This is a genomic window from Bacillus sp. XB1, assembly GCF_053557995.1.
In genome coordinates this window covers 549,346-572,517 of record NZ_JBNRIL010000001.1, presented here as the reverse complement: position 1 = coordinate 572,517, position 23,172 = coordinate 549,346, and the positions used below count along the sequence as shown (strand labels likewise).

Sequence of the window (23,172 nt, the reverse complement as noted above, 5' to 3'; positions counted from 1 at the left end):
GCCGGTGGTTTTCTTTCTGCAATAAGGATATGTAGATTCGAAATAGCATTGTATATCTCTATTGGAATCTATTACTATTTAATAGGACAAAAGAGTTGATAGCTTAAACTTGATTTGATTTTTACATCCTTCTCTCCGTGCAAAGCCTACCCCTTTCCCTTAAGTAAAAGTCAAAAATCGATCACACCACACATATAAAGCCACTGCCCTTTGACTTTAATATTTGCTTTATCTTAAGATTTATAGATTTTTTCAAATTTTACACTAGAATCATTATTATTTCTATTACACTGATACTTTTTGCGAATCATTTAACTTCTGCATAAAGATGCGTGCAGCAAAACTTAAAAATTTATCATCAAAGTGAATAAGATTAATATCTTGACTTGGTGTTGGATCAGTAATACGAACTATGCTCAAAGTATCATTATTAACAAAGTTAACCAGTGAACGAGGTATTATGGCAACCCCATGTCCATTGTATACAAGGCTCAATAGAGAAATAGAAGATTTTGTTTCTATATTTGCTTCAGATAAAGATAACCCTAAACTCTCACAATATATTTTAATAGATTCACGACAACTACATGAAACCATTATTCTACTCAGCCCTACTAATTCTCGAAAAGAAACAAATGATTTTTCATTCAAAGGATGATTTTTTGGAATGACAAGGACGAGCTCTTCACTATACAAAAGGGTGTTTGTTAATGTGTCTGGAATTTGAGCACTACGTGTAATCCCAAAATCAATATTTTTGTCAACGATTTGATTTACGGCAACTTCGGATTCTACAATTTTCACTACGATGTTGGGATAATGTTGTTGAAACTTCATAATATAAGGTGTTAAATAAGTAAGGTCCTCTAATAGACCTCCTATAGTAATCACACCTCTTTTTACACCCTTTAATTCAAAAATTTCATTATAAACGTCATCAAATTGTTGCATGATAAATTTTCCTTTATCAAATAGCAGCTTACCCGCTTCTGTCATTTTGATACCTCTTCCAACTCGATGAAACAAGGGTGTATCAAGTTCACCTTCTAACACACGGATTTGTTGACTTAAAGTCGGCTGTGAAATACCTAGAACTTCCGCAGCTTTAGTAAAACTATTATTATTACAAACTTGAATAAAATACTCTAAATGACGTAATTCCATTCTTGATACCCACTCTCCGCTTTATGAAAGATTTATAATTTAAAGGACGATATGTATACGTTAACATAACAACTTTATTTCCTACTATATTAATTGCAATTACATAATTTCTTTATTTTGTACTACAATACATTTACTACTATTTATTAATTTTCCCTCCTATTTATTTAATTTATATTTAATTAGGATATTACTAAACAGAAATAACATCTAAAAACTTACACTTTCTGTGCGTAATATCCTAACTTTTTCAACTGTTTACTTATCATTTTTTCTCAATATAGTCCAAACTACCAAATATTTGCCGAATCCCCTCTCTATGCTGTGGAAAAATTAGTGTCACCAATTCAATACCTTCTGAAATAATTGATGCATACGTGATACAAAAACTTACAAGTAATATTTTGTCCCCAATTTTTTTATAGGCTGATTAGCTTTACTGTATAGTAGCTCAAGCACTGCAAATTCAGTTGCATTAAGTCCATAAATTTTTAGATCCTTTTCAATAAGTTTAGTGATTGGCTGTAATTCCCTTGATAATATAACAATTAACTTTAAAGATAAGCTCTCATCGTTAATCACGCTCACAATTACCAATCCTTTACAAATTATCTTGAATTCGAGATTTATTATATTATCGTCTAAATATTATGTCAATCATTCATTTTAGCTTTATCAAGCCACTTATAATTTATTTCTCAACATAAGACATATGGAATTGTTAGAAAATAACTGTTAATATATAGATATCTCAATTACGTTATTTTTTAGAGGGCTTGTTGTCTAGCGCAAGCTCTCTTTTTTCATAGTCTAAATGGAATTCGGACACATTTTATATGGTGAGTTTTGCCCTCTTTTAGCGATAGAGACAAAAAATCTGGTTGTGATGTAAAAACTTCAAAATAACCGCAAATAATCTATAAAACTCAGACATATCAATGAATACGCATTCAAGCGATTCCGATCCACAATGCTACACTCCATCCACCTCAAGCGTATGCCCATCCTCCGACAAAGGATCCAACAGCACCACCCAAAAAGAAAATAGACATGAATAATCCATTTAAGCGACTACGAACTTCTGGTTGCAAAGAGAAAATCAAACGTTGACTTAAAACTGGCAGAAGAATATCGTACTCGATGTTTCCGCCCCGTCGACTGCAAGCAAAGCAACTTCTAGAGAAGGGAATTCAAAGAGGAGAATTGAAAGAAAACCTTGATATTGAATTATCCATCGATCTCATTTACGGACCAATTTTTTATCGGTTGCTAGTAACCGGTGATAAGTTGGATGATTCCTATGTACATCACTTGGTAACAAGCGCATTCGATGGAATACGATTAACATGAATAACATTCGAAAAAAGAATTAAATGCGCCTTCCTCCTATACGAATAAAATTTCGCTTAACTTAATAAATAAAATATCTAATTATTTAAGCAGATGTATATGAATCGGTCCCCCACATACATCTGCTTAAGAGTTGAGAATTACCCTAAATGAATGAACATGCAAAAAAATTTATTCTGAGGATTTTACGATATTTTATTTAATCGAAATGTGACATAACTCCTAATATTAGTTTTATTAAGACGCAAGCTCCCTCTCTTCTATTTTTTAATTGAATATTTTAGGTTTATAATGATTTATTTTTAGAGATAATTACCTAATTTATTAACTTATTTTAGAGTAAAAATTAGGAGAAGCCTATCGTGACAGACTCCTCCTAAAAAACAACCGTTATATACATATGGAAAATAAATTTATTTTATTAATAATGAATATTCACCAGTGTTATCATCAAATTTATACACATTCAAATAATATTTCCCTGGTTTCGCTACGAATTTTCCCTTTATAGCATTTCCTTCATCTTCACCACAAACTACGTAATTTTGCATGTCTGATTCATGATAAAGTACCCATGTCATCCCAATGTTTTGTTCATTTACCACAGAAATATCTACTTCTTTTGGAACTGTAACATCAAACGTATAAACATCTGTTTGATCAGGAGCAATCAGATTTCCTTTTACAAGCTTATTAAATGGGAGTACCTTTTCCTCTTCAAGGGATCCACCTGTTTGCGGATCTTGTTTTACAGTAACTTTTGTTTGTTCTTTACTTTCTTTTCCTCTACTATCTTTCACAGTTAGTTCCACAGTATATGTTCCTTTTTCCCCATATACATGGGTAGGGTTGGCTTCAGTACTTGTTGTACCATCTCCAAAGTTCCATAGATAAGAAATAATTTTTCCATTTTCACTTTCTGTACCATCACTATGGAATTGAATTCCTTCATTTACTATCCCGCTATATGGTCCATTCATATTTACTATAGTCGTTGTTTTTTCTTTTTCCTCTGTTGCAACACCATGGAAAACAATATCATATTCAAATTGATTGGCTGCATTCACACGATAGTTAACAAAATAGGCTGTAACTGTTTTATAGCCGCTCCATCCTGTTTGAGACAACTGCTCCAAGGTTTGATTGACTTGTTTACTCATTGTTTTCCAGTCTTCAGACTCACCTTTTGATGTACTACCTATGTACTTGCCTTCTACAGTAAATGTGTTAAAAAATTGAGACTCATGTTTTGTGATTTTTGCATCTTTTATATTAGTTACATCGACAATTTCTTTCTTCACTTCAGCTAACGGCTTAGGTGCATGTTGTATTAAGTAATCATTTGTTACTTGTGGTACATTGTATTTATCTTGATTATCAATCAACTGCTGCATATACGTTTGATATTCTGTATTCAGCTGTGCATCTTTACTTAATGCTTCACGATACGCGTCATAATTTTTCACATCGTTTGCACGGATTAAATCCTGAATCTTATCAAAGGTTTCAAAGTGGTGATTATATAGATAAGACTGTAGTGCAAAGGAATAATTATAAAAATCCCATGATCCATATTTTGCGAACAAAGTTTGCTTTGCAGTATAACGGCTTGCCGGATCAGATGATAAGCCACTTATAATACTTTTACGTGGAACAACATTATTTGTACGTGTAGATCCTGCAAAGAATTCTGCATTCCCTTCTTGGAACCAAGTTAAGCGTTCATTTTGATATAGTTCTCCACTCCCAAATAAACCAGGAACCTCGTATCTTCCTTGTAAATAATGAGTGAATTCGTGACGGAATAACTCTTCTAGACTATAAATACTCTGTTTTGGTGTACGCTCATATGTAAAGAAAGTACCCTTCTCTTCAATATAAATACCGCCGTTGTTCGTTTCATATCCATATAATTGTCTATTTAATTGATAATCATCTGGATTATTATAAATTACAATTGTCAGCACATCATCTGCGTTACCTGGTTCTAGTGCTTTATCATTTCCAATTACACGGTGATATTGTGCCTTTACTTCTTTGGCTGCCCAATATAACCTTTTAATTTTCTCTTCTGTTACTTTATCGCCTGTCTTAAAAACAATAGATCCATCATCAAATGTATATGTTTTAGGTAAGTATTGTAACTTCCCTTCTTCACGTATTTTCTGTAAATCTACTGTATTTCCATCATAATCTTTTCCACCGTAGTTTGTTTTGATTTGCTCTACCGCTATAAAATAAGGTCCACTTAGGCGAGGATACATATTCATCGCTTGTGTAATAACTTCCAATCCTTTGTTTGGATTGCTATGAAATTTCCCTAAACGTCCTGCATAATAAATCCCATTATTAATTAGCCAACTATTGTCAGTTGTTAAATTCCGTATGAGAGCAATTCTACTAACCTCATTTATAAAGTTATCTATCTTTCCATACCACATTGTTGCATTAGGCTTTTTATTCGTTTCCTGCAAATAAGATTGTATATCATAATCAATACCTTTTACGATTTCATATACAGCTTGTTCTTTCATATAATCATTAGCATACATAGAAAGGTTATCATTAAACTGTTTTAAAATATTTGCTGCATACTGTACTGTTTCAGCATCACTAGAAGCATTACTAATTAATTTCCCATACGCAACTACTACTCTATCTTGCTCAGCTGTACCTAATGTAAAGTTTGGATTTTTTGCAATAGCTTTTAATGCTGGTAAACATTTGTCATGGAAGCTTCTCTCATTTAAGTAACCTACTTCATTATTAAAATATCCCACATAAAAAGCAGAACGTAATATCTCAACAAAAGTTTCAATTCCCATTGAGTCCTCTTTCGTAAAAGATTTCCCTCGTCGTCCTAATTCATTAATGATAACGTTCATACGTTCTCTATTTTGATAAAAAGCTTTCGTATCTTGATTGAATTGAAATAAGTCTGTAATTTGATTCCATGAAACTCTTGATAGCGTATCAATGAATTGACTATCAGGCATTTTATTCAGTTCTGCCAGAGTATAGCTTTGCTTTAATTGCCTGTCATTATGTTTCATAACCGAAGTTGGCCTTTGTGAAAAATCACCTACTTTTAAACGCTCTTCAAAAGTTAAAGTTCCATCCGCTTTTGTAGCATGTGCAATTTCATCTTTTAAAGTTTCTGTCCCAATCGGTTTCATCTGTAACGTATTATAGGGTGCTTTTTCTTCTGCGGATACCTGTGTTTGAATACTTCCAAATGATAATGCCATCGTACTAATACCGATCATCATTTGAGTAAATTTTAAATTCTTGTTCATAACATTTCCTCCATTTATATATTCCACCCAAAAATATAACATTTCATTTTAATAAATTATCATAAAATGTATTATTACATATTGTTTAATATGAATTTCTGTATAAATTAATATTAAACAAAGCATTATTGAATCTCTTTCTTTTTCCATACATACTCATAAATTGAGTAAACTTTTTGTTTGGAATTTACAGGTTCGTTGCACGAAACCAGACTCTCTGGCAAGATTTCTTAAGATGTTCGGGGATAAATAACATTGAATTTCTTGAGCAAATAGTTGTAGTTCATCAGATACAAAAATAGACATAAAAAACGCTATCCTTTCCTAGGATTCTAGAGAAAGAATAACGTTTTTTTACTCGTTCAGTACTTAGTAGGTATAACTTTTTATATTTCAAATGACTTTTCTCTCTAAAATTATTTTTCATACAAATTTTCAGATTCTAAAAAATCTATAAATTTCTTATAATGTGTCACTGTTCTTTCTAAAGCAATCATTAAAACAAATATAAAATAAATTGCTTGAATTCCATTCATATAATTAAAGAGTGATTCAAATATATATACAATACTTGCAATCATAGAACAAAACCATAAATAAAATTTCATTTTCAGTTTTTTAATTTTTTGCTTAGTTGTCTTACAAGGCTGGCCATGAACTCTTATAAACAAATAAATTGCTGTATGCAAAATAATAATTGAAAATTGGAAACTTCGATTGTCCTCTGAACTAAATTCAGAGAAACCTATTTCTAATGAATGTAATACTATCCAAATAGAAAACAAAGATAGCACGAAGACATATAAAAAACCAAATAATAATTCAAAAATAAATAACCAAGGTTTATTTAATATTGAGTAAAATGGATTTAGATATTTTATGGTTAATAAAAATTTCTTCACTAAATCAGTAATAATAATTGATGTATTAGTTATATTCATATAGAAAAGTAATGTTATTGGAACCAATAACATTATAGCAATGCCCCAAATGGTAATCTTAATACCGGATAAAAAGAAAACAGCTCCAAAAATTACAACTGAAAAAATAAAAGTTGATATTGGAACAAACATTAAAAATATAAGAGTTCTTATTAAGATTAACTCCCCTAAAAAATCTTTTATTATGAAAACATGTATTTTTTCCTCCTTGTAATTCTTCACAGTTTCAACTATTTCTTTCTCGGATAAAAGAAAATACTTCAATCTATTAAACATAAAAAAACTCCTTTATATTAATTTAAAAAAGATTGACCTCTGTATGCTACAGAGGGCAATCTTTCTTGATGATTAAAATATATACCCAACTGTTAGCAAATATATTAAAAGACATTGTCATCAATTCACTTTAAATTTCACTTCTGGGTATTTGGAGTCCAATTTTTCAAGCGCAGAGCTATCGTCTACCTGTTTCACATATCGATCAAAAAAAGCGAGACTGAATTCGTTTATAATACGGTGAACGTATCTTGGATCTTCATCTAAGCTTCGTAACAAAGGAGAGAACAAATGAAAATCAGTGAAACTCGTATGATTGGTATGGGGAATAACCATTGACATGCCACCACCTGCAAGTGCATGGTCACTACGAACTTTTCCCTCTAAAAAATCTTCCGTGGAATCATCACTAGTCTCTGCATTCATAATCAAAAACGGTTTTCCAACTCTAGATTTCGGAACATTTTCCCCATATAATGTACCATCCATATTGATGGCTGCTTTGACACGGGAGTCTTCCACTAACACTTGCGCAGCTGTAGCTCCACCATAAGAATGTCCAAACATTCCAATTCGGGATGTATCCATTCTTCCTGTAAAGCGATTATCTTTATCGCTTTGGTTAAGCTTCTCTATTTGATTAAGTACAAAAACAACATCTTCCTTCCATAATTTGATATGGCGATCTCGTTCGGCAAAATCAGTTAAATTGATCGACTGTACAAAAGCGGTTCTGCCATCTGGAAAGACGGTAGCTGCAGCATCATAGGTATGATCAATTCCTACGACGATGTAACCTTGGCTGGCCAACTCCTCCACCTCAAACGTGTTTTGATTGCGAAAACCGCTTAAACCATGGGAAAAGAGTAGGACCGGATAACGTTCCTCTGAATCTGACAATTGAGCTTCCATGAATGCATTCGACTTCATCAAGCCTAGATGATGAAACGCGAATGCTGGAATAGACAATGATTTTTCCAACCCCTTGGCAATCTCATCCGAGTTATGGATATAAGGTGCGCGATTCATCTCTCCTTTTTCTTTTGCAGGATACCAAACCTGAACCATCAGCTCGCGCCGGCCGTTCAAATCTTTCATATAAGGTTCTTCTCGATTATAATCAATCCAATGATAAAGTGTAGTACCAACCTTGAAGGGACCGCTCGTTTTTTCAAATAAAACTACCGGCATGAGGGAAGGAAGCATGACCGCAATAGTCAAATAAATGACCAGTAGCGATGTCTTGACTGTGAATGCCCCACAACTTTTAACGTTCTTTTTTGATTCAGCAAATAGATAGCAGCTTGTTAAAATAAATGGGGACAAATAAGCAGGAATCATCTGCCAGCGATACCCTTCTACGATAAGCTGCACAACAACCACACAAAAGGCAACTGTTAGAATAAAGACAGACCATTGTTTTATTTTCTCACTAAAAAACAATATACAGCCTAGAATACTAAAATTCACAATGATTATAACAGTCTCAAAAAAATCCATTTACATTCCTCCTATACCCGTATTTTATCTTCAAGGACATCCCAGCCAAATTGAAAAAACAATTTAAAATTACAAACTTTTCGTTTCCATCTCTGATTACCTTAATTTGTACCTTTAGTACCAAAAAATTATTTTCGGTACTCATTTTATATTATACCGAAATCTTCCAGACTGTAAAGTATAATTACCCTTAAGTAAAATCGACATAAAGTGAAACTTTAATCAGTGGTGTTTTCTTCATCCCCCACTGATTATCAGCCCTCACCAATCGGACTTTTATGGGCAGTTGATCTCCCACCTAAATTCTTTGCTTTCACTGAATTTTGAGGTAGGAATCTTACTGCCCATTAAAGCGGGATAAAAATAAAAAATGAGCGGGGCTACGTTAACCTGTATGGTTATTGTGACCCTACTCATTTTTTATGTAGAAGTACTATTTAATCCTTACTTGTGATTCCATGCAATATGATATCGGTCATCATTGCAAGTGACTCTTGTAGAGTAATTTGGTTAGAGGCTATACTCCCCTGTTCAAAAATTGATTTCATTAATGTTTTGAGTGTTTGGATTAGCACTGGAATGTCCATTGAACGTAAAACACCGGTATTGATGCCCTCTTCAACTAGCCCAGTAATTACCTCCCATTCTTCATTTATGCCTTGTTCTATTTTTGCCCACTGCTCTGGATGGTAACGTCGCAGTTCAATCAGTAAACGTACGAAGCTGTGCTGAAAATCCTTAGGCACAATTAAAAGAATCCCTTTTAATTTTTCCGGTATGGTCAAATTCGAATTATCGATAATTTCCCGAAAACGTATTTGGGCTTCTTCATTTATTTGCTCAACTACATAACCAATAAGCTCGTCCTTAGATGGAAAATGCTCGTAAAGCGTACTTTTGCTTACACCTAGATCACGAGCTAAATCACTCATTGTGAATTTTATTCCCCTTACATGAAAAAGCGCAATAGCAGTTTTGGCAATCCGATCTTTCATCATTTATTCACCTCATACCAAAATAGTAAAGTTATTATCTCTCCAGTACTATAATAGTACTTCGAGTACAAGAATAGTTTAACTTTTTATTTCTTGAAGGTCAAACGTGATGAAGATGATGACATTTCACCTCATAGCCTTTAAATGAAAATATTATGTTTTTTATGGAAACCAAGTTTATTTTTATCATTGCGGGGACATCAAAACTTTAACTTGATAGGGATATGGCACTACCCCAATTAATAAATATTATTAACTATATGTCTATCATATTTTTTATAAACAGGATCAATTAGATTTAAAAAAAGACTTCTTTTTCTTTACTCGTAATAAATCACCTGTCCACCCTTTGAATCGCATATACATATACATACCCGCTGTTGTGAAAATAATAAATAAGAGAGCGATTAAATAGCTATATTTCCATTCTAGTTCAGGCATGTATTTAAAATTCATACCCCATAATGCTCCTAAGGCTGTCAAAGGCGTACTCACAGCAGTTAATACAGTAAGAGCTTTCATAATTTCATTCCCACGATGAGAAGAAACAACTTCTTGTAAATGAATCATCGTGTCTAATTCTTCTTGGTACTCTTTAACAAGTTGTAATCCACGCTCTAATTTTACGTGTGTTTGTTTATAACAAAGGGTGTTTATTAGTTTTTCTAACCAAGCTTCTTTTAGGCCTTGTAACACTTCTTGTATTAAGCGAAACACATGTGTGTTCATAAATAATTCATGACGAATATGATAAATCCTTTCTAAAACTGCTATGTTATTATGATGATAAAAATCCCATAACACATTTCTGAAATTGTTTTCAAAATAGTCAACCTTTCGTAAATAGTGAGATATAAATATCGATAAGATGGCACATAGTCCTTCAGCGGAACTATTACAATTTTTTATACCTATAGGGAAATTATGTATTAATTCTTGAAAATCTTCTTCCTCTTTTTCTTGGACCGTTATCAGTATCCCATGAGCTACGAAATAATGAAGAAATTTTTGAATTTTGGCGTCCTTTTTATCTTGATCATATAAAAACGAACCATATACACAAGTTTGACTTGGTGATAACGTATAAACATATAATCCATTTTCACAAGGAGAACTTATTTTCTTTACAAATTGAGGGAAATAAGATGTTACATCACGGGGGATTATAGAAGAAATTTCTTCAAGCTCACTAGTTTTCACATGATACCAACTCCATTTCGTCATTTTTATGCATTCCATATTATTCTTCCTTTCTAAATAGTTTTATGTTTGATTGAATCATATCCGTAATATGAAATTTGTATGTAGGTATCCATATCTTGGAGGAAAAGTTTTTAAATCATCTAAATTACAAAATAAATGCATAGGAGGTCTTATTCTTTAAAAAGGAAGACCCCCTATATATTAGTTATTTTTATTCTCAATTTTAAACATTTCCTCTATACAAGCACTTTTTATCTTTTCTTATTTATATTTGGAAAAGAAGCCACACAATTTGGCACGTCTATTCAACGAACTCCATTTCGGTCGTCATTATAATTTGGATTTATATGCAGATTGATTGGTGATGTCCTCAAATACTTGACTTCCAATAATATAGTATCCATGAAGCGCGGCCTCTTTTGAAGCGTCTACCATACGGAAAGAAACAATTTCACCTTGCATTTTTTCAATTTGTTTTTTGTGGAGATCTACTATTCCTCCTGTCCAAATAATAGTATCATACTGGTCTAACTTAAATTGTTCTTGTAATACACGCATGATGTCTTGGAAATGTGTATCCAACTCTTTTTGAATTAAAATATCCACCTGACTTGTCTCATAATTTTCTTCTTTATCTCCATATCCTTTTTCTAATATTTTTGGCATGTCATTAATATGCAATTGATTACTTTCATCCGCATGATTCTGCAGGATATTCTTAATATTTTTCAAAGGCTTGCTACATCCTAGTTCCGTCTCATAATGATTTAAAATGACATTCTGTTTCATATCTGTCATTTCTAATGTACGAAATCCACCATCAATAATTAAGATGCGATCTTGTTCCTGAATGATTCCCTCTTTTAAGAAATAGGCATGTAAAGCGATCGGTTGCTGAAGAATCAAAGCATTTTCAACCGTAATATTAATAAATTTCCCATCAATTTGTACGGAAGTTTCTTTTTTTAGTGCACGTTGTAATTGCTCATGCTGACTACCAAAACAAGTGACTGGAAGCCCGGTAACAACTAAAGGTAACACGACATTTTCTTTATAATCCTTTGCAATGCAACCAAATATTTGTTGTTTAAACTCTTCGCTTTCATAATAATTTTCTATTTCTTCGTCAAATGGAGGAAGAAATGAAGCGTCAGATTGATGTGCTTCATTTCCCATGTAGTATGCAAAGTCTAAGTCTATAAAACTTACCTTTGTTAAATCTTCACTTTCAGCATGATTAGGTACAGGAGCTAGTGTGGCAGCTTCACTCTTAATCGTCACCTCAGAATCTACATCCTGTCGATATGCCCGCTTAGTAAAACCAATTCCTACATCAATTGCATACAGAGATTTCATACTTTTTTCCTCACTTTCTCTTTTTAGAATTAAATCTAAGCACTCTCTTCTTTCCCTTCTTTCACATATTTCTTTTCATTTTCCGTTTTTTCTCCGTCTAGGTTCTTACTATTTTGTTTTATTTCATTATCCTTTTCATCTTTTTTCTTTTTGTTATTTTCGTTTTCTGTTAAATCTTTAATAGTAGAAATGACAACCGGTGTGGCTGTAAGCAGTTGTGGTAATGTTTGTTTTGCAACATTAGCTGCAGTTACAGAGAATTGTTTACTTGTCTCGGTTACCTTCTCTAATGTTTCCTTTATGTTTCCTTCTTGTAGTTTGTCTTTTACGCTTTTTCCTTTTGTTTGTATAGCTTTCCGATTTTCTTTTTTTAACAGAGATACTATGACTCCGGTCGTAATCCCAATCACAGCATATTTAAATATTGTATGTTTCATTTTTCTCACCCTTCTCTACTTTTATTTTCTTCCATGCTACAACCTAAAATAATTAACTTATCTATTTATCAGATATTGCAATCTATTAGAGAGAATGATAGTTTTGCGGCTGCCTATCACTCGCCGTTAGTGTTTCATCTGTTACTAGAAGTAAAATTCTCCCTTGATCTAGTTTTTCTTCATATAAGTTAGCTTCCTCCTTCGACAACCCCATTTCCTCCATTTGATTTCGGAGCTCGTCCCCTTTTTTGGAGAAAAAGTTGATAATACTTGTGCCCAACCCTTGTTCTTTTACTCCAATCGTATTTGTGTTTGTATCATCCGCAATCTTTTTTGTTATATGTTTTTCATGTGTTAAGACGTAAATGTCATCTTGGTGAATCCCTTTCAATTCTAGCTCTTTTACTTTCATAACTACTTCCTGTTCATTTTGATATTCATAAACCACCGGTTTTCTTTCATTCTTATGCATCGTATTTTTCCTCCCTTAGATTTTTTATTTTCTTATTTAGTTGTTATGTAATATGTAATACACCTATTTTAAAGATGTTAAACCTAAATTTTCAAAAAACTTCACATAATAGGTTATTAATGTTTTTGAATATCAAGGAAATGTCACGAGCACTTTGCTTTGATAACAGCGTTACAAATAACGCTTTATTTGGAAGACAAGTCCATTATTTTATAGAAATCATAGAAAAATAAAAAAGCACTCCTTTTCAAAGAGTGCTAAAAAAAACATATAACCTAATAAAAATATTTCTATTTTGATTACAGAAAGAAAGTCTTTATTAAAACATATGGTTGCTAATTTAATTGCGATCTGCCTTGCACCCAAGCAGCAATATCATTTATAACATACTCAGGAATATTAGCAGGACTATAATATTCATCCGGTTTACTTATTTCCCCATCGCCCTCTGTAAAGAAATGATTTAACTTTGGATATAGTCGATAATCAACGTTATTTCGTTCTTTTAATTGTTCTTTCCAAAGAGGAATTTCGATTTTTGATTGAACTTGATAGTCTCTTTCTCCTTGAATAATAAGAAGTGGTGTCTTTTGTTCTTTTGATATTTCTGCTGCTTTAGTTTTCCGAATAGAATCCCAAAATACTGCTGATCCTAAGTAAAAATCTTTTGGAGGATTCTGACCAGAGAAATTTGGATCATTTAATAATTCAAATTGCGATTTGTAGAATTTATATTGCTCCTGGTTCATTGCTCCAATAGAAAAAAGATACTCAAATTGATCTAAAACAACGTCTTGAATCGTACGAGCTGGTCCACCCATTACAATTGCCCCAGCAATATTTTGATTTTGGTCTTTTTCAATCATTTTCGGAAGCATCATTCCACCTTGACTATGACCAAGAATATATATTTGATTCTTATTTATTAGAGGCTCATTTTTAAGAAATTGAGTTACAAGAAGAGCATCATCTGTTGTCTCTTTATCAACTGTATAGAAGGGACTGAATTGTGTTTTCAGCCCATGTTCATACGTTCGTTTATTATAGCGAAGGACAGCAATTCCCTTCGATGCAAGACCTTCAGCTAAATCGCGAAATGGTTTTAAAGCAAACGCTGTTTCATCCTGATCAGTTGCTCCTGATCCTTGAACAAGAATAACCGCTGGAAAAGGACCATTTCCTTTTGGAACCGACAATGTTCCTGGTAATGGAAATGCACCACTTCCAACTACTACTTCTTTATCAACAAATGATTCAGGCTTACTATATGATGGACGCTCAGCAACAGGACTAAACGACATGCTTAGTTGAAAATCGTCTATTTTTCCAGATGGATCTAGTTTAATTAGTAAAGGTACAGTCATTTTTTCAAAAACTAATTGAATCTCCACATTTGTATGAACAGGATTTGTCTCTTTTTGTGTAACCTCTCCAATTTCTATAAAAGAACCTGCTTGTAATTGAACTGGCAGTCCCTCCCAATAGCTCTTCAACCATTCTTCGGATATTATTTTCTGTAATGACCTTGAGGTTAAATCAAATGCAGATTTATAATCTTCACTATTCATATGGCGAATAAATGAAAGAGTAGTAGATATAACAGGATTTTCATCATCACTATTGTCTATTTTTTTTATATTTGTGTTTACTTCCTTTAATTTTGAAATAAATTGGTGGTTAAATGGATTATTATATGTATTAGGATATAAATTTGTTTTCAAAATTTCCGTATTCCGTGCCTTATACAAACTTGAAGAACTCGTAAACTTTTCAGGTGAAATTACTTCCTCCGCATATGAGACTGAGGGAATTGCTATTGTAAAAATTGCACTGATAAGTAATAACTTATTACTTATTCTTCTTTTCTTACCCATACTTATTGATTCTCCCTTCAAAATTTAAAATTTCTAATACAATATGCCAACTATAAGGAAAATAAAAATTACCAAAGAGATTAATAATCTATTTTACGATCCCCCTCTCAAGTTAAAAATCTATCATTAACAAACTTCAATAAAAAACGCCTTCCCCCTCTTTTTTTATTGTTGGATTTTCCAATGACCTAGAAGCACAGCACGAAATTACATGTAACCTACCCATGAGATTCTCTGTTTCAAAAGAAAAAAGCACCCCACTAGATGCTTTCTTTAATTGTTCTCACTATCATTTATTTAGGTAATTCTCTTATTACTGTAAGATAAATTCATTCTATTTCCTAAATCTCACTTATTTCTTAATTCACTCATACCAATATAAAACCTAATAACCTACCATCAAAAAATAAAGAAAACAGGTTATTTGGCTATTCATTTCGTAAACTTAATGCTCAAATTAGTTTTTTTCACAAAGTTAAACTTTATTAAGAAAAACTTAAAGAATTTCCCTCTATATTCATAAGAACTTTTTTCTATACTCAAAAATGTAAATAGACAAAAGGAGAAACGATCATGAAGAAATTTGTAATTTGCATACTAGGAATAGGCCTCCCTATATACTTACTACCTTTTATATTACGCGGAGATTTAGACAGATTTAATCCGATTGCTGAAGAAAAAAATGTATATGCCGTTGCGAAAGGATATGGTGTTCCAGATTATCATCATAAAGGCAAAGCTATGTACTCACTAAAAGCTGTTGACGAATTAAGTAATGAAAAAGAATATACAGTTGGAACGAACACGCCTAATGATTTTATAAGAAAAACTTACTTAAAAATTCATGTGAAAGGAAAATATGTGTATTCTTACGATATTATTTCTAAAGAGGATATTCCTGAGAAAATAAGGGGACAATTGGAGATAGCAAATAAATAAAAGAGCCAATTCATACGATTTGGCTCTTTATTCTCTCTCCCATCTACCGTTTGGATAATTCTTTCGGTAGATTTATTAAATTCGTTATCATTGTTCCAATAACCATTGTTCAATTACTTTTACTGTTTCATCTCGTTGTGCTTTTGCCGTAATTAAACTCGCATTATCACCTTTTTGCTCACCATACATGCCAAAATGAGCATGGTTTCCCCCTTTTATCATGTGCATAGTTGTATTTTTCGACATTAACTTTTTATTGTTCTCTATTTTTTCTACAGTTGCTAAAGCATCTACTTCCCCATAAATTGATAACATCGGAATCGATTTTGTAGAAAAGTCATCTGCAGGATACGAACCTAAGAAAATAATCCCGTCTACCTTGTCTTCATGCTGAGAGGCATACTTAGAAATCATAGCTCCGCCCATTGAATGCCCCGCAACATACCATTTTTGAACTTCAGGATACTTTTCAATTACACTATCTACCTCATTTATTCCAAATATCGCTAAGTTTAATGGTAACTTAGGCATTACTACAAAGTGCCCATCTTTTGCAAGAGCTTCTCCTAAGTAACTATAAGCCTCAGCTTCTACTTTAGCTCCTTGATAAAAAATAACCCCTACTTTCGCATCTTTCGCTCCAAAAACGATATTATCTTCATCTTTTTTATCATCTACTAACGACAAAGCCTCTTGCGTCGGTTTATAAGTAAACTGAGACCAAGTTAAAAAAGTAATACTTCCTATAATTAAAATAGCTAGTAAAGAGTACAGCGTAATTTTTATCCATTTCTTCACAAAGATGACCTCCATAAGATGTATATATTCCATATTTCGGATTATCATTAACACACATAAAAACTCGAGCATTTTTATTATGCTCAAGTTTTTATTTACGCCTTTAATTTATACTATAAATGGTCCAAGATAAATATGTAGCAAATGCAGTCCATAAAAAATATGGAATTAGCAACCATGTCGATACTTTAGATAAATTGGAAGAAACCGCTATGAGAAGCAACGTAGTAATAGCGACTAGTAAACAATCTATTGTTGCTAAAAACAAATTCTTTTGGCTAAATTGAAAATAGCTGAACGCTTGATTGAATATATAATTTAAAAGGAATAAAAACCAAAATGTTTTTGGCTTAAATCCATAGTTGTTGTAAATAATTGCTACTGATAATGCAATAAGTCCAAATAATACAGCCCATATCATTCCGATTGTCATACCAGGAGGTGTCCAAGACGGCTTTTCTAACGCATCATACCAAGTACGATCAATAGGGAATAAAACACTAGAAACATAAAACAAACCATATGTTAGTAAAAATACTATAATACTAGATTTTTTCATAAACATTCTCCTTTTTACTAGAAGATTATAGAAACTTTATATGATTAGTATGTCCTTATAATGGATAAAATTCTAAATACATATTGTTTAACCTATTTCATACAAATTCTTTTATATTTTTATATGCACAAAGGGCTCTCTCTCGTGCTGCCTTATGATCAACAATCGGATAAGGATATGTATTCCCAAGTTTTATATTGGATTTTTGTAAAATATGCTCAGGTGCTTCCCAAGGTTTATGTATATATTTGTTTGGGATATCTCTTAATTCTGGTACCCATCTTCTTATATACTCTCCATTTTTATCAAACTTTTCTCCTTGTGTGATAGGATTAAAAATACGAAAGTACGGGGATGCATCTGCTCCACTTCCAGCAACCCATTGCCATCCCATTGTATTATTTGCAATATCAGCATCTAGTAGTGTATCCATAAACCATTTTGCACCTTCTTGCCACGGAATTAACAAATGCTTTACAAGAAAAGAGGCTACAGCCATTCTTGCCCGATTATGCATAAAACCGGTTTGCCATAGTTCTCGCATTCCCGCATCAATAAACGGATAACCAGTTTCACCCTTCTGCCATACTCTTAATAACTCCTCTTCCTTATTCCACGGAAAATGTTCAAAGTTTTTATTAAGAGGTTTATATACTGTAAACGGATAGTGATATAGCAAATAATAAGAAAACTCTCTCCAAATTAATTGGCGTATAAAACTAATCACTTGTTTTTCAAAAAAACTACATTGTCTTTCGGTACTTTTATTTATTAAGTAGTGATACATTAACTTCACTGATATTTGGCCAAATGAAAGATATGGCGCCAACATTGAATGAGCATTTTGATTTGGAAAATCTCTTCCTTCACTATAAGAGGCTAATTTACTAGAGAAAAATTTCTTAAATGTTTTGTATGCCCCTTCCTCTGTAGGCTCCCATATTGCTTCCATATGAGATGTCCACGGTATAGTCGGCAACAAGTGTAATTCTGAGACAGATAAGCTTGCTGGTAAAGAACTTCCCCACTTTATACTCTGTACTCTGCTAATAGGTTTAGGTATTACCTGCTTTTGAAATGCATTGTAAAAAGGCGTAAACACCTTATATTCAGTGTTATCCTTCTTTTTTATAATCCACGGTTCTAATAATAAATGCGAATTAAATTCCTTACAAATAATACCTTTATCTTCTAATATCATTTTCATTTTTTGATTAGATTTTAACCTGTCTGGATCATAACAACTATTCCAATATACAGCCGTTATATCTAATTGTTTTATGAGAGAAAGTATTTCTTCCTGTGTATTTCCTTTGCGGATTATTAAAGTAGAGCCCAATGCCTTAAGTTGCTTTTGGACATCCATTATAGCATGGCGTAACCACCACTTTGCCGCACTTCCTATTGAAAAAGTTTCATCTTGTACATATACCGGAAGAACCTCCCCGGACTGAACAGCCTCAAATAGAGCTGGGTTATCATATAAACGAAAATCTTTTTGAAACATAACGATAATTTTGTTTTGCATGGCTATCCCCTCTTACTCTTAAAACATAATAGATTCTTTATGTGAATAATCCTCTTTTTTACTTTTGCATTATTATATTAATAATTCTTTGTAATCGTAAACAAACGTTTCCATAGTTATTGGACTTCTATCTAGTAAATTCGATAAATCTGATGTGACTTTTTTAGCTAACCCTAATTTTGCAGTTGTATATATTCCAATCATAACCCAAATAAAGTCACTGTTAAGTCCCTTTTGAATCATTCTTTTTCTAAATTTAAATATACTTGGATTTGTATAAGTAATATCTTTATTTATTATTTTTGAAATAATAGCAGCAACTTCATAATATGTTAATGCCTCATTTCCCGTTAAAGAATAAGCTTTAAATTCATGTCCCTCTTCGGTTAATATTTTAGCTGCAACTTCTCCAATATCCCGTACATCTATAAAACTTGTTTCCCCTTTACCAGCAGGTACTTCAATTATTTTTTCATTTCTTAATTCATCACCATGTTGTGATAATAAATTTTGCATAAAAAAACTCGGTCTTAGGAATGTGTAAGGGATCCCAGAAGCCTTTATCATAGCTTCAATTTTAGCATGAGGTACTATCGGATTTTTTTCTACACCTAATAAAGATAAAAATACAATGTGTTTTATACCTATTTCTTTTGCGACATCTACAACAGGCTGGAAATACTTTTTTGCATCAGCTAGATGTGGTGGTCTTATTAGAAAGACTTTAGTAACACCTGTTAAAGCCGCCTTTACAGATGAAGGGTTTTCAAAATCAAAATACACTCCTTCAGTTTCTCTACTGCGCGTTGTGACTTTGAAAGTAGCATTTCTTTTTATTAGGCATTTTACAACCTCTTTTCCTACATTCCCCGTAGCACCTGTTACTAAAATCATTTTAATCACCCTTTATTTTTTTGTAAATTTTGAATCATACTTTGCAAAACTCGAACTGTATTTTCTACTTCCTCTTTAGGAATACTAGCTGTAGCATTTTTTATAACTTCATCGCTTACATTTTCTATCTCCTGTATTAATGTCTTAGTTTCATCTGTTAAAAATATTAAATGTGACCGTTTATCTTTAGGATTATGTTTTATAAGAATCCATTCTTTTTGCAATAATCTTTGTATAATTCCGGTTACTGTTGGACGGTCTGCTAAGAGCCTTTCAGCAATCATAGCCGGGGTGGTTCCATTTGGATAAAGAGATATATCCTTTAGCACAGACCATTGCTGAGCTGTTATTTTATATTCTTTTAATTGATTTGATAATTCTGTTTTCGTCATTATACTTACCTTGTGTAATAAATAGCCTAAATTATTCATATAACCTCCAATATAGTTAGCACACTAATTATATAGTTAGTATACTAACTATAATGTGTAATTACAAACTTCAATTAATAGTTTATATATAAAAGATATATCAAATTCTTATTTTGTACTATTTCATATTATATTTAAAATCTTCTTTAATCCTGTTTTGCATGTATTGTACACTCTATATACAAAGGTTATTCCTTGCTGTTACTTTAAATAAGCATTTACAATTGTATCTAGCATAGGTATTTCTTATTGTCCGATTAGTCATATTTATTCTTAATTCTGCAAAATAAAAAGAAACTGGAGAAAAATATAGGAAAACAATTTGATAAACAGTCAAACTTAAATACATTTATTGATTCAACAATCCTATGGACTTTTCAAAACAAAAATGCTATAAATACACTTTTGAATGAAGGTAAGCTTATAGCCAATCCTATTTTTGTTAGTAAAGAAGATTGCACAGCATATAAATACATTGTAAGACACATGAAACAGAAAGGTATTGACTTTACTATAGATTTCCCCATTTGGGCATGGCATTCATGCAATGGTTACAAAAAGAAGCCTACTATTGTTTATAAATGCTTTATTTAAGCATTTATATTAGTTACATAATGAAAATTTTTAAATAGTTTTTAAACATTTTTTAAAAGTTGTAATTCTACATGTATCGTAAGACTATTTCCATGACTTTCAGCCCATACTTTACCCTCATGCAATTCAATTGTGCGCTTTACAATTGCTAAACCAATTCCGGATCCGTGTATTTGACTCGACCGTGATTTATCAACTCGATAAAACTTCTCAAACATCTTGCTTAATTCTTGTGCTTCAAGATGATCTGTTTTATTTGTAATACAAATAAATGCCTTATCTTCTTCTTTTTTTAGTTCCACTATTACTGTTGAATTTGAAAAACTATATTTTTCAGTATTAGATAGTAAATTATCAAATACACGCACCAGTTTTTCTATATCTGCCCATACCCAAATATCCTTATTAATGATATTTAGTTTAACAATTAATTGCTGTTTTTCAAAAATCGGGATATACTCTCCTACTAGCTGACCTAACAAATTGCCCAATTCTACTTTTTCTTTTCTCAACTTAACATCAGGTAAAGATAATTTTGTGTATTCAAACAATTCATTAATGAGAGTTTTTAATTTTAATGTTAAATTATACGTATTTTGAATATACATTTCTAATTCTTCTTTATTTCGATATTGTTTTTCATTTACTAATGCTAAATATCCAATAATAGACGTTAAAGGGGTACGCAAATCATGAGAAATATTGGTAATAAATTCACTTTTACCTTTCTCAATTGCTCTCTCTTTCTCAAAACGCTCCCTTAATTGACTAGCCATCCAATTAATATTATAAGCTAAAGAAGATAATTCATCTTTTCCTTTAACACGTATGGAATGTTTCCAATCTTTTTTTACAATCTTTTGAATACCTCGTTCAATTTCTTTAATGTATCTTGTAATAGGGATCATAAACAGCAAAAATAAAAGGATGAAAATTAATATACTGCTCACCAAAGCAAGTAATAAATTTTGATTATATTGAGTTGGTGAGATTGTTTTATTCGAATTTGGAGATTGTACCATTACATATCCAATTCCATCTTGAAATGAAACTGGTGAAACAAACAATATGAACTTCTCAAACAAAGGATTTCTGACGTTTGGTGTAACATTTAATTTCTCCTGTAATAATTCCTGTGGGAGATTATCCTGCAATTGAAAATTATGTGAACGATAGATAATATGGCCTTTATAATCTAATACTAAAAACCTTAAATTTTCATTCTTCTTTTGGATAGATTGAATCATCGGTATAACTTGTTCTATATGCCCAGATTCCAAATTACGCTTTTGTATATCATTAGTTATCCCTATCGCTATTTCCCTTATTTCGGCTTCTTTTTCAATCTGTTGATTATAAGAAAGTAGATTTGCACTTTTCATTGCTATGAGAAAAAAAGTAACAACCGCAACGATGAAACAGAGCAAAAAAATTAAAATAAGCTTTATATTTAAGCGTGTAGAAAAGAATATATTATCCCTTAATTTCGTACGATCGATCATACTCTATAGCCAACTCCCCATACTGTTTTTAAATAAACAGGCTGACGAGGGTTTTCTTCAATTTTTTCCCGTATTTTAGTAATATGAACCATGACTGTATTATCTGATTTATAAAATGAATCTTCCCAGACCATCTCGTATATTTTTTCTACACTAAAAACCTTTCCTTTATTTCTCACTAATAAAGAAAGTATGTCAAATTCCTTTGGAGTTAACCTTACTTCTTCATTTCTAATGAAAACTTGTCTTGTCTCCTCGTCTACCTTAAGATGGCCTATTTCATGAATAAATTGTTTTACTTCTTCTGTTTGATAAACACGATATCTTCGTAATTGAGATTTAATTCTTGCCATTAATTCAAGTGGATTAAACGGTTTGGTAATGTAGTCTTCTGCCCCACTCATTAATCCCTGGATCTTATCTATATCCTCATCTTTAGCTGACAAAAAAATTATAGGCATTTGATACTGTTCTCTTATTTTTAAACAAGCCTCTATGCCATCCATTTTCGGTAACATAATATCTAAAATGATTAAATCAATTGTTGTATTTCTTAAAGTTTCTAAAGCTTCTATAGCATCCGATGCATCTATAATTTCATACCCTTCATTTTTTAAATAAATGGATACGATTTTTCTTATCTCTATATCATCATCTACAATCAAAATTTTTTCTTTCTGCATCATATTTTCTTCCTCTCTGACATCTCGTTCTATGCTGTAGTATTATACATTTAGTTTTACCTTACACGTATAAAGTGAAACTTTAATCAGCCCTCACCAATCGGTCTTTTACGGGAATCCCGCCCCCCACCTAACTTCTTTGCTTCCACTTAATTTTGAGATGTGGGTCTTACTACCCGTTAATGCGTGATAATACACTTTGCTTTTTTAAACATATTGAAGAAACCATCTGTTTTGCAAGTTGATTTGAACTGGGTAAAATAGCCCCCTACGATCCGAGGCCGCTTCACATACTCTTACATAAAACAAATAACATTCATAAATTCCTCTCCAATGTTAATTTAGAACATACAATCAATCTACTGAAAAAATCTTAATTT

Annotated in this window: 18 protein-coding genes and 5 pseudogenes; 3 read left to right on the top strand and 20 right to left on the bottom strand. The window is 32.0% G+C overall.

The genetic code is table 11. The features are described 5' to 3' along the window. Positions 1-285 precede the first annotated feature (285 nt). The 3 genes and pseudogenes from ACK1U5_RS02820 to ACK1U5_RS02810 form a co-directional block, all read right to left on the bottom strand. Positions 286-1,164: a LysR family transcriptional regulator gene (locus ACK1U5_RS02820; RefSeq protein WP_000423205.1), complete on the bottom strand. Its 879-nt coding sequence runs from the start codon at positions 1,162-1,164 to the stop codon at positions 286-288. Between the two features lie 218 nt (positions 1,165-1,382). After that, positions 1,383-1,752, bottom strand: a pseudogene (locus ACK1U5_RS02815) (MarR family transcriptional regulator). Positions 1,753-2,153: 401 nt separating this feature from the next. Continuing rightward, a pseudogene (locus ACK1U5_RS02810) lies at positions 2,154-2,282 on the bottom strand (MFS transporter); the annotation flags it as partial. On the opposite strand from ACK1U5_RS02810, the pseudogene ACK1U5_RS02805 reads away from it, so the two are divergent. Next, positions 2,270-2,514, top strand: a pseudogene (locus ACK1U5_RS02805) (TetR-like C-terminal domain-containing protein); the annotation flags it as partial. The pseudogenes ACK1U5_RS02810 and ACK1U5_RS02805 sit on opposite strands and share 13 nt — an antisense overlap. A 413-nt stretch (positions 2,515-2,927) precedes the next feature. Here the strand turns inward: ACK1U5_RS02805 and colA are convergent. The 10 genes and pseudogenes from colA to ACK1U5_RS02755 all read right to left on the bottom strand — a co-directional run bounded on the left by colA (position 2,928) and on the right by ACK1U5_RS02755 (position 14,864). Then, on the bottom strand, positions 2,928-5,810 hold the full coding sequence (gene colA, locus ACK1U5_RS02800; RefSeq protein WP_113710657.1) for a collagenase ColA: 2,883 nt from the start codon (positions 5,808-5,810) through the stop codon (positions 2,928-2,930). Between the two features lie 159 nt (positions 5,811-5,969). Next, a pseudogene (locus tag ACK1U5_RS02795) lies at positions 5,970-6,116 on the bottom strand (IS4 family transposase); the annotation flags it as partial. A 110-nt stretch (positions 6,117-6,226) separates the two neighbouring features. Continuing rightward, positions 6,227-7,027 (bottom strand): hypothetical protein, encoded by an 801-nt coding sequence (locus tag ACK1U5_RS02790; protein ID WP_000483298.1) that lies wholly within the window; start codon positions 7,025-7,027, stop codon positions 6,227-6,229. 120 nt (positions 7,028-7,147) lie between these two features. After that, positions 7,148-8,527: an alpha/beta hydrolase family protein gene (locus tag ACK1U5_RS02785; RefSeq protein ID WP_097813982.1), complete on the bottom strand. Its 1,380-nt coding sequence runs from the start codon at positions 8,525-8,527 to the stop codon at positions 7,148-7,150. A 437-nt stretch (positions 8,528-8,964) separates the two neighbouring features. Further along, positions 8,965-9,522 carry a TetR/AcrR family transcriptional regulator gene (locus ACK1U5_RS02780; RefSeq protein ID WP_223272768.1) on the bottom strand — a complete coding sequence of 186 codons (558 nt, stop codon included), beginning with the start codon at positions 9,520-9,522 and terminating at the stop codon, positions 8,965-8,967. Between the two features lie 288 nt (positions 9,523-9,810). Then, the gene (locus ACK1U5_RS02775) at positions 9,811-10,761 is read right to left on the bottom strand and encodes a magnesium transporter CorA family protein (RefSeq protein ID WP_087875543.1); all 951 of its coding nucleotides are present in this window, start codon (positions 10,759-10,761) and stop codon (positions 9,811-9,813) included. 294 nt (positions 10,762-11,055) lie between these two features. Next, positions 11,056-12,081, bottom strand: coding sequence for a ParM/StbA family protein (locus ACK1U5_RS02770; RefSeq protein WP_087875544.1), 1,026 nt, complete (start codon positions 12,079-12,081; stop codon positions 11,056-11,058). Between the two features lie 35 nt (positions 12,082-12,116). After that, entirely contained in the window at positions 12,117-12,518 is a 402-nt protein-coding gene (locus tag ACK1U5_RS02765; protein WP_000683210.1) for a hypothetical protein, read from the bottom strand. An 85-nt stretch (positions 12,519-12,603) separates the two neighbouring features. Next, positions 12,604-12,990: a general stress protein gene (locus ACK1U5_RS02760; protein WP_000549439.1), complete on the bottom strand. Its 387-nt coding sequence runs from the start codon at positions 12,988-12,990 to the stop codon at positions 12,604-12,606. A 335-nt stretch (positions 12,991-13,325) separates the two neighbouring features. After that, entirely contained in the window at positions 13,326-14,864 is a 1,539-nt protein-coding gene (locus ACK1U5_RS02755) for an alpha/beta hydrolase (RefSeq protein ID WP_113710656.1), read from the bottom strand. A 573-nt stretch (positions 14,865-15,437) separates the two neighbouring features. On the opposite strand from ACK1U5_RS02755, the gene ACK1U5_RS02750 reads away from it, so the two are divergent. Beyond that, positions 15,438-15,803, top strand: a complete 366-nt coding sequence (locus ACK1U5_RS02750; RefSeq protein ID WP_000714887.1) for a YxeA family protein — start codon at positions 15,438-15,440, stop codon at positions 15,801-15,803. Between the two features lie 87 nt (positions 15,804-15,890). On the opposite strand, the gene ACK1U5_RS02745 is transcribed toward ACK1U5_RS02750, so the two are convergent. The 5 genes from ACK1U5_RS02745 to ACK1U5_RS02725 form a co-directional block, all read right to left on the bottom strand. Beyond that, positions 15,891-16,601, bottom strand: coding sequence for an alpha/beta hydrolase (locus ACK1U5_RS02745; protein ID WP_061139104.1), 711 nt, complete (start codon positions 16,599-16,601; stop codon positions 15,891-15,893). Positions 16,602-16,704: 103 nt separating this feature from the next. Next, positions 16,705-17,160 carry a TspO/MBR family protein gene (locus ACK1U5_RS02740; RefSeq protein WP_000749742.1) on the bottom strand — a complete coding sequence of 152 codons (456 nt, stop codon included), beginning with the start codon at positions 17,158-17,160 and terminating at the stop codon, positions 16,705-16,707. Between the two features lie 97 nt (positions 17,161-17,257). After that, entirely contained in the window at positions 17,258-18,688 is a 1,431-nt protein-coding gene (locus ACK1U5_RS02735; protein WP_061139103.1) for a cryptochrome/photolyase family protein, read from the bottom strand. A 72-nt stretch (positions 18,689-18,760) separates the two neighbouring features. After that, positions 18,761-19,582, bottom strand: coding sequence for an SDR family oxidoreductase (locus ACK1U5_RS02730; protein WP_000604774.1), 822 nt, complete (start codon positions 19,580-19,582; stop codon positions 18,761-18,763). A 5-nt stretch (positions 19,583-19,587) separates the two neighbouring features. Next, positions 19,588-20,013, bottom strand: coding sequence for a MarR family winged helix-turn-helix transcriptional regulator (locus ACK1U5_RS02725; protein ID WP_001061041.1), 426 nt, complete (start codon positions 20,011-20,013; stop codon positions 19,588-19,590). Positions 20,014-20,322: 309 nt separating this feature from the next. Here ACK1U5_RS02725 and ACK1U5_RS02720 point away from each other — a divergent pair. Then, a pseudogene (locus ACK1U5_RS02720) lies at positions 20,323-20,583 on the top strand (DUF3841 domain-containing protein); the annotation flags it as partial. Between the two features lie 65 nt (positions 20,584-20,648). Here the strand turns inward: ACK1U5_RS02720 and ACK1U5_RS02715 are convergent. Both ACK1U5_RS02715 and ACK1U5_RS02710 read right to left on the bottom strand, forming a co-directional pair. Further along, on the bottom strand, positions 20,649-22,109 hold the full coding sequence (locus tag ACK1U5_RS02715; RefSeq protein WP_000567229.1) for a sensor histidine kinase: 1,461 nt from the start codon (positions 22,107-22,109) through the stop codon (positions 20,649-20,651). Beyond that, positions 22,106-22,792: a response regulator transcription factor gene (locus ACK1U5_RS02710; RefSeq protein ID WP_001168370.1), complete on the bottom strand. Its 687-nt coding sequence runs from the start codon at positions 22,790-22,792 to the stop codon at positions 22,106-22,108. The genes ACK1U5_RS02715 and ACK1U5_RS02710 overlap by 4 nt, the downstream gene beginning before the upstream one ends. Positions 22,793-23,172 lie beyond the last annotated feature (380 nt).